The 7,627-nt window shown below is 38.9% G+C and carries 7 protein-coding genes and 1 pseudogene; 1 reads left to right on the top strand and 7 read right to left on the bottom strand.

From position 1 onward, the window contains the following. Positions 1-160: 160 nt before the first annotated feature. The 3 genes from rnz to Xets_RS13715 form a co-directional block, all read right to left on the bottom strand. A complete protein-coding gene (rnz, locus tag Xets_RS13720; protein WP_099132604.1) occupies positions 161-1,078 on the bottom strand; it encodes a ribonuclease Z in 918 nt (305 codons plus the stop codon). Between the two features lie 96 nt (positions 1,079-1,174). Continuing rightward, positions 1,175-1,357 (bottom strand): hypothetical protein, encoded by a 183-nt coding sequence (locus tag Xets_RS28710; protein ID WP_338066699.1) that lies wholly within the window; start codon positions 1,355-1,357, stop codon positions 1,175-1,177. A gap of 5 nt (positions 1,358-1,362) precedes the next feature. Further along, a complete protein-coding gene (locus Xets_RS13715) occupies positions 1,363-1,626 on the bottom strand; it encodes an antitoxin (protein WP_099132603.1) in 264 nt (87 codons plus the stop codon). A 217-nt stretch (positions 1,627-1,843) separates the two neighbouring features. Between Xets_RS13715 and Xets_RS13710 the strand changes: the two genes are divergently transcribed. Then, positions 1,844-2,467, top strand: a complete 624-nt coding sequence (locus tag Xets_RS13710) for a LysE family translocator (protein ID WP_187651897.1) — start codon at positions 1,844-1,846, stop codon at positions 2,465-2,467. A 204-nt stretch (positions 2,468-2,671) separates the two neighbouring features. Here Xets_RS13710 and Xets_RS13705 read toward each other — a convergent pair whose 3' ends face one another. From Xets_RS13705 to Xets_RS13690, 4 genes and pseudogenes are all read right to left on the bottom strand, one after another. After that, the gene (locus tag Xets_RS13705) at positions 2,672-3,667 is read right to left on the bottom strand and encodes a D-cysteine desulfhydrase (protein ID WP_099132601.1); all 996 of its coding nucleotides are present in this window, start codon (positions 3,665-3,667) and stop codon (positions 2,672-2,674) included. A gap of 22 nt (positions 3,668-3,689) precedes the next feature. Further along, the gene (locus Xets_RS13700; RefSeq protein WP_099132600.1) at positions 3,690-5,114 is read right to left on the bottom strand and encodes a Na+/H+ antiporter NhaC family protein; all 1,425 of its coding nucleotides are present in this window, start codon (positions 5,112-5,114) and stop codon (positions 3,690-3,692) included. A gap of 45 nt (positions 5,115-5,159) precedes the next feature. Beyond that, positions 5,160-6,314: a PLP-dependent aspartate aminotransferase family protein gene (locus Xets_RS13695; RefSeq protein ID WP_370588244.1), complete on the bottom strand. Its 1,155-nt coding sequence runs from the start codon at positions 6,312-6,314 to the stop codon at positions 5,160-5,162. A 239-nt stretch (positions 6,315-6,553) separates the two neighbouring features. Next, positions 6,554-7,248, bottom strand: a pseudogene (locus tag Xets_RS13690) (IS1 family transposase). Between the last annotated feature and the right edge of the window lie 379 nt (positions 7,249-7,627).

The raw sequence follows: 7,627 nt of genomic DNA, 5'->3' as shown, positions 1-7,627 counted from the left end.
CGAATTGCTAGAAAACTTCTTTCTCACACGTTGGGTATTTTTGCCAATTTTAAACAAGGTAAAAGTCAACGCGACTGGCTTCAACAAGCCAACGTTATAAGATGTTAAAGTCGAGCATCGCGTTATTTTCCCACCAGAATTTATACTGATATTTATACAGTTATTTAACAATAAATGCGGCAAAATCTGCGGCCAAATCAGTATTTGGAAATACTTCCCGACATTCCGCCAATAATCGCGGGCAATCCTTAATTCCATAGCGTCCGCTAATGTGCGTAGCGATAAAGTGTTTGACCTTGGCATCGCGTGCCAATGTTGCGGCTTGTTTAGTGGTGGAATGCCCACACTCGTTGGCTTTTGTGGCAAATGCATCTTCCAGCGTGATTTCATGCACCATCACATCAACATTGGCAGCCAGTTTCAGTGCTTCGGGTGTCGGTTCAGTATCCCCGAAAATAGCCAATGACTTGCCACGAATCGGTGTACCTAAATAATCTTTGCCGCAAATTGTGCGGCCATCTTCCAGTGTTATTGTGCCGCCCTGCTTTAAAGCCTGCATCCAAGGGCCACGGGGAATGCTATCCTGATTTAATTTTTCCGCATCAAGTGCGCCGGGTTTGTCGTGTTCTTCAATACGGTAGCCATAGCATTCTACGCGATGGTTCAAGGCATAAGCCGTGACCTTGAGTTCGCCATCATCAAACAGTTGTCCGGGCTGGACTTCGATAATTTCCAATGGATAGGTCAGGAAAGAACTGCTCAATTGCAATGTGGTTTCCACAAACTGACGTATCCCCGTTGGCCCATATAAGGTGAGGGGATCGCTAGACCCTCCCATCGAGCGGCTGCACAATAATCCGGGCAAGCCGAAGATATGATCACCATGCAAATGAGTGATAAAGATTTTCTCCAGTTTAGCTACCTTGATGGGAGAATGAAGGATCTGGTGCTGGGTTCCCTCACCGCAATCAAACATCCACAGCGCGTTGCGGGTGCCCTGTAAATCGAGGATCAGGCTGGTGACATTGCGCTCTTTTGTGGGAATGCCGGCGCTGGTGCCTAGAAATTTCAGTTCCATGTTGTTGTTCTCCTGTCTGTTTTTTCTGTTGACGGGAAACAGCAAATAGTTTGCGACCTGCTTCCGATAAGCTGCTGGATTCACGGCAGACTTTAATCACCGTTTCCAACTGTTGACAATATTTTGGAGTTCCTTGTTTTGCCGTTTCACTATTCCATAGTGCAATTCAGCCTCAGTAATACTAGATATGCATATTCTTGAGGGTGGTATTGTGCGTAATTTGGTGATTACTGCTGTATTTTTTCGAAAAATATCACTGACTGTGTTTGTGTCCAGCATATATATTAAAGAATTCCTTCAAATGGATCGCGTTTAGTTATGTCCTGATTCCGATCATTGACATCTAAAAAATCATTTGGAATAGAAAGATTATTTAACATATTGAAAAATAAATCCCAGTCATCATGTTTAGATTTTTTTTTCGACAAAATAATATCCCCATTTTTATCCTGGCGGATATAAACTCTATCAGTATCAAATTCAAACATGACAGTTAACCGAATGGCTTGATTACGTCCATTTTTGAAAATTTTTACAACTCTTTCCATAATTCACCTCTAAAACCAGCTAGCATATGTCAACCTTAAGCACATGTTAAAGTGCCGGTAAAATTTAATTTTAACTACTCGATTAACAATGAAATTTAATGATCTGCTACGAATTAAACGGGCAGAGAATGAGGCAGAATGTGATCAGCGTAAAGATAAGTAATTTAGTATTTTCAGTAATCTCATTTTACCCTTGTTTTTGTATTCGGAGATAGATATGACCATTATGGATTCCCTGCTTGCATTTACTGTGGCGGCGACATTACTTACATTGACCCCTGTCCTGGATACTGCGCTGGTTCTACGAACTGCAACGGTGGAAGGGAGTAAAAAAGCTTTTCAGGCCGCCCTTGGTATTAATACGGGATGTTTTATTTGGGGTGCAATGGTGGCATTTGGCCTTGGTACATTGATTGCTGTATCAGAGCTGGCGTTCAACATCTTAAAATGGTGTGGCGCATTGTATTTATGCTGGTTGGGCATTCAAATGATCTGGCATCCCCAAAAGGATCTTGGAAGAGAGGTATCTTCTTCTGTTAAGGGCCAGAATTGGTTTATCAAAGGAATGTTAGGAAATGTACTGAACCCGAAAATGGGCGTGTTTTATATTTCTTTCTTGCCGCAATTTATTCCTCAAGGGCATTCACCCACTTTATGGACATTTAGTTTAGTGGCAATTCATGTCTTGCTTGGCACATTGTGGTCACTGTTATTGATTTATGCCACACGCCCGCTGTCCCATCTATTACGCCGTGAAAATGTCATTAAATGGATGAACCGCGCGACAGGCGGATTATTTTTGCTGTTTGCGTTTAAGTTAGTGATGAGTAGTCGGCGATGATTTTGCCAAGTGAGGGCAAAATATCTAACTAAATTCAGAAAAAACAGCTAAAAAGATAGCTGTTTTTTCTGTAAAAGCTAACTTATTCGATTAATGGCAATTTTCAAATCTTAAAACCTGTATATTGGAGTAAGGTGAATATATACTCAGGACTCCTTTTTATATTTCATAATCAGAATGGTTTTAAATATTTATGATTATAAATCAATTGGTTGATAACTCTATTCCAGAATAAGAAAATAATGCAGGAGCACCGCCTGTATGCACAAAAAGCAATGGCTTTTGACTTTCAATGGTATTGTTCAGCACATTATCAATTAACCCAGCCATCGCTTTTCCGGTATAGACGGGATCTAATAAAATACTCTCTTTCTGCGCTAATAGTGTAATGGCATCTAACCCTTGTTTATTTGGCATACCATACATGGGAGCGAAATAATTATCCCACAAAAGAACATCTGGACAGGTTGTTTGTCCTAAGAGCGAGCTGATTTCATGCTGCAATTGACTCACTTTCGGTGCTTGCTCAGTTGTAACACGTGAGACGGTAACGCCAATAACCGGTGTTTGAGGTAGTACAGAATGTAACCCGATAGCCAACCCTGCATGTGTGCCTGCGCTTCCAGAGGCAACAATCACAGCAGCAAACTCCACATTTTTCGGTCGCTGCTCGGCAATTTCTAATGCGCAACGCACATAACCCAATGAACCAAGGGCATTGGAACCGCCGACAGGTACAATATAAGCATCTTCGAGATTGAGTTGATCAATCAATTCTTCCATTTGCCTATTTGGATCGGTCAATTCATCACACATGACACATTGAGCGTTGAATAATTCCGTCAGCAGTTTATTACCATTATTGAGAAAATTGCTATCATAGTTTTGAATGGGATTTTCTAATAAAGCGACGCATTTTAGACCATATTGCGCCGCAATAGCCGCTGTTTGCCGTACATGATTTGATTGAATTGCTCCAGCGGTAACAATAACTTTAGCCTTTTTTTGTAAGGCGTCAGCAATAAGGTATTCCAATTTACGTAATTTATTTCCACCCATCGCTAAGGGAGTTAAATCATCTCTCTTAATATAAACATCGCGCCCTAAATAGTGGGATAAATTTTCCAATTTATCCATCATAGTTGCCGTTTTTAGTAAATCAACATGGGCAAATTTTGCTAAATTTTCTTTTAAAGACATATTATCCTCAGCGGGTTGCCAGTTAATAAGTAAGGCCTAAATAGAAATAAATGACGAGAGCGAAACTTGCAGTAACCAATGCATATGGCATTTGAGTCCGAATATGTTCAATATGGTCACAATCTGTTGCCATTGATGCAACGATAGCATCGCTGGAAATTGGCGATGTCATATCACCAAAAATAGAACCGGCAATTGCGGCACCAATCATATATTCAGGAGGCATACCCACTGAAATACCTAGCTGTACCCCAATAGGGATCATAATTGCAAATGTCCCCCATGAGGTGCCCGTTGCTAATGACATGATGGAACTCATCAGGAAAATAAAACCGATGGAAAAACCTGCCGGAATGATACCAGAAGTCATTTGTGCAATATAGGCACCGGTATTTAAATCAGCGGAAACGTTACCCATTAAGAATGCCAATACCATGACAGAGCTTATTTTTATCATGCTGGCATAACCAATATAAAGCTCTTTAAAAAAGGTTTCGATGGTTAAAACGCGGCGTAATAAGAACCAGAAAAAAGAGACAGTGGTTCCAAACATAACACTCCAATAGATAGAGGTTGAACCGCTGCCCTTACTAAAATCACCATCACCTGTGATATAGAGGGCAATAGGGAGCATTAATACCGTCGATAAAATAGGAATAAAAAAGTTTAATGAAGTATGGCAGTTGGGGTGTTCAATAACATCATCACTATCTTCACTGTGTTTGTCTTCAATATCACTATTTAAATGTTCATGTAAGGCTCGCATTTCTGCGGTTTTCATTGGCCCCCAAGAAACATTAGAGAAAATATAAAATAAGACAGAAGCCAGCGATAACCAAGCCATAATATTATAAACCATAGAACCCGCCAGGATATCAAATGGCTCACCGCTGATTAATCCCCTGGAAATCTGTACACCGATGACCCCCATCATTGCGGCACCCCAACCATTAATCATGGCAGAAGAACAGACAGAAACACAGGATGTCTGGATAATGTAAGACATTTTTTCTGGTGGGATACCGTAATTTTTGGCTAATTTCTTGGTTGATGCTCCAGCAATTAATTGGTTAATTGAGCTTTCAATAAAAATTAATGATGTAATGATCATTGCCAAAAACTGAACAGCTTTTTTATTTTCAATCAGTTGTGTCTTGTCCGTGAGTAAACGAACTAAAGATCGCACGCCCCCTGTAACAACCACAAGCCGCATTATGCCACCAATCATCAACATAAAAATGATGGTTTTTGTATTGCCTGAAGAGGAAAAGGTATCAATAATACCTTCAATAGTTCCTTGTATACCTAAAATAACATTATGGTTATTAATGACAGTAAAACCAACTAATATACCGAGTAGTAGTGATAAAATAACCTGGCGTGTAAATATAGCTAAAATAATTGTAACAACAGGGGTAATGATGGTCCAAATACCGTAATCATTCATTTTTTATTCACCTTATTTTTTTGTTATTTTTTATATCAAGTAAATTTATTCTAATGCTTGTTCAAGGTCAGCTAATAAATCGCGAATATCTTCAATCCCTACTGATAAGCGTAATACAGTATCATAAATTCCGATCTCCTCACGCTCTTCTTTTGTCATTGAGCCATGTGACATAGTTGCAGAATGGTTAACCATACTTTCTACACCACCGAGAGATTCTGCTAAAACAAAATAGCGTAATTTGCTTAAAAATCTCTTTGTGTGCTCCAGAGTGCCTTTTAATTTAATCGTAACGACGGCACCACCTGCGCGCATTTGCTGCTGGCAAATGGAATAGTGTGGGTGAGTGGGCAAACCGGGATAATAGACTTGTTCAATGCTTGGATGAGATTGAAGAAAATTGGCAATTTCAAGTGCATTAGCGCATTGTGCTGACATTCTTAACGCTAATGTCTTTAATCCACGTAGTGCTAAATAGGCATCAAAGGGAGATGCAATAGCACCCATGGTCGTTTTTAGGAAATCTAGCTTATTGGCTAAATCATTCCGATGGGTAATAACCGCTCCGCCAATAAGATCCGAATGACCACCGATATATTTACTGGTAGATAACATCACAACATCTGCCCCCAATTCGAGGGGTTTTTGATTCCATGCGGTTGCAAATGTATTATCAACACAAGTTAAGATATTGTAATTTTTCGCGAATGCACAAATACGTTTAATATCAACTAATTCTAATAATGGATTCGTTGGGCTTTCTATCCAAATTAATCGAGTATTATCTTTTATTTTAGCTTCAACTTCAGTGAGATTATTTAAGTCGACATAGTCAAATTGATGACCATTATTTTCAATTGCTACCCGTTCAAATAAACGAAATGTGCCGCCATAAACTCCCTTCATAGCAATAATGTGGGATTCTTTAGGTAACAAGTTTAAGACTAAAGCAGCGGCTGCTACACCAGAGGCGGTTGCAGTTGCATAAATACCACCTTCTATTTCGGCTAATAATGTTTCGTAGGCATAGCGTGTTGGGTTACTGCAACGGGAATAGCAGTATTCACCATGCTCAGATAAATCTTTCTGTACAAAAGTACTGGCTGTTGTAATGGGGGGGAAAATAGCATGGTTTTCTTTGTCCTGCTGTTTTCCACCGTGGATTAACGTAGTCGCTATATTTTTTATCATTTTTGTAATCCTATACATTAGTTATCAATATATTTTTAGGGAAAATATCACACTATTGAAAAAGAATATGGCATAGAGAGATAAAAAAATTTTCCAAAAAGTAACTAAATTTGGTTAATTTAGAGAAAATTTTTTCCTAAAATTATAGTTTTACATATAAATTAATAGGTTAAATCAATATGATTTAATGTGATGATTATCAATATACTGGAAATTTGTGGGTCATGTATTCAAAGCATTGATCGCCCTCAAACATAATATTCACGTTCAATGAAAGTGCCGATGATTTTGTCATGCATTTCAGGTGATTTTGAATAACCGAGTGTTTTACGGTTCAGGCGCTTTATTCGGTTACGTCAGGTTAAGTTTTCGCGTTCAATACGTTGAGTAAAATATTTTCCAACCAGATGGTTGGCTGAAGGCAGTAAATTATCGGCACGGTAATTATCAGTACACCAAAAGGCTATCTTGAATTTAGACAGTTTTTTCAATAACTTTTTCAGCGTTTTCTTGTTTCGTCTACCAAAAGCCTGTGCAATGATACGTTTTAGGCGAGGCTCCCAAGCATACCATAACCAACGTTGGCACTTTTTATTCCCGACGAATGACCACATTTCGTCAACTTCACAGATAAACTCAATTTCAACTTCACCCATTGGTAAGGTCGTTACACATCGTGGCTGGCGTTTTTTAAAACGCGCACGACAGCATTAATGCTAATATGCAGGGCTCTGGCAGTATCACGGATACCGGCATTGTTCATAGCAAGATCAACGACTTGTTTTTTTATTCCGGCTTGACAGGCTCGATAAGCATAATCGAGCTGGAAAGTACGATGACAGGATAAACAACGATAACGTTGGTGACCACCTTTGCCAATACCGTGTTTTTTAACGTCCTTGGTTTGGTGACAAAATCGACATTTTACTTCCACTGTAGCCATGTATGTTATCTCGCAAAAAGGGGCATTATAGATGAAGAAAAGGTCATGATACCAATAAATTGGTATCATGACCTTTTACTGAGGATTATGTATCTCTGATACGTTGAGTGTATCAACGTATATTGAATGTTTTGGAATCGATTTTTATGAGATAGAGCAAATTTTGAGATAATTACAGTTCAGCATTTTTAATTTAATTAGCGTAGTATTAAAGATAATAATTTATTCTTTTAACGCGATGCTCGACTTTTATGGTGAGTTGAAATGACATAGCCGCTCCTTTATAACTTTAAGTTGACAAACAAAGAGAAATAAAGGAACAAAAGGCTATGTCACAACAAGATTTTATCATTTGGGTGTTTTGTTGGGTAGAGGATAA

This window comes from Xenorhabdus sp. TS4 (genome assembly GCF_014467265.1).
Classification (GTDB): domain Bacteria; phylum Pseudomonadota; class Gammaproteobacteria; order Enterobacterales; family Enterobacteriaceae; genus Xenorhabdus; species Xenorhabdus ehlersii.
This window is presented reverse-complemented; position numbering and strand designations above follow the sequence as displayed.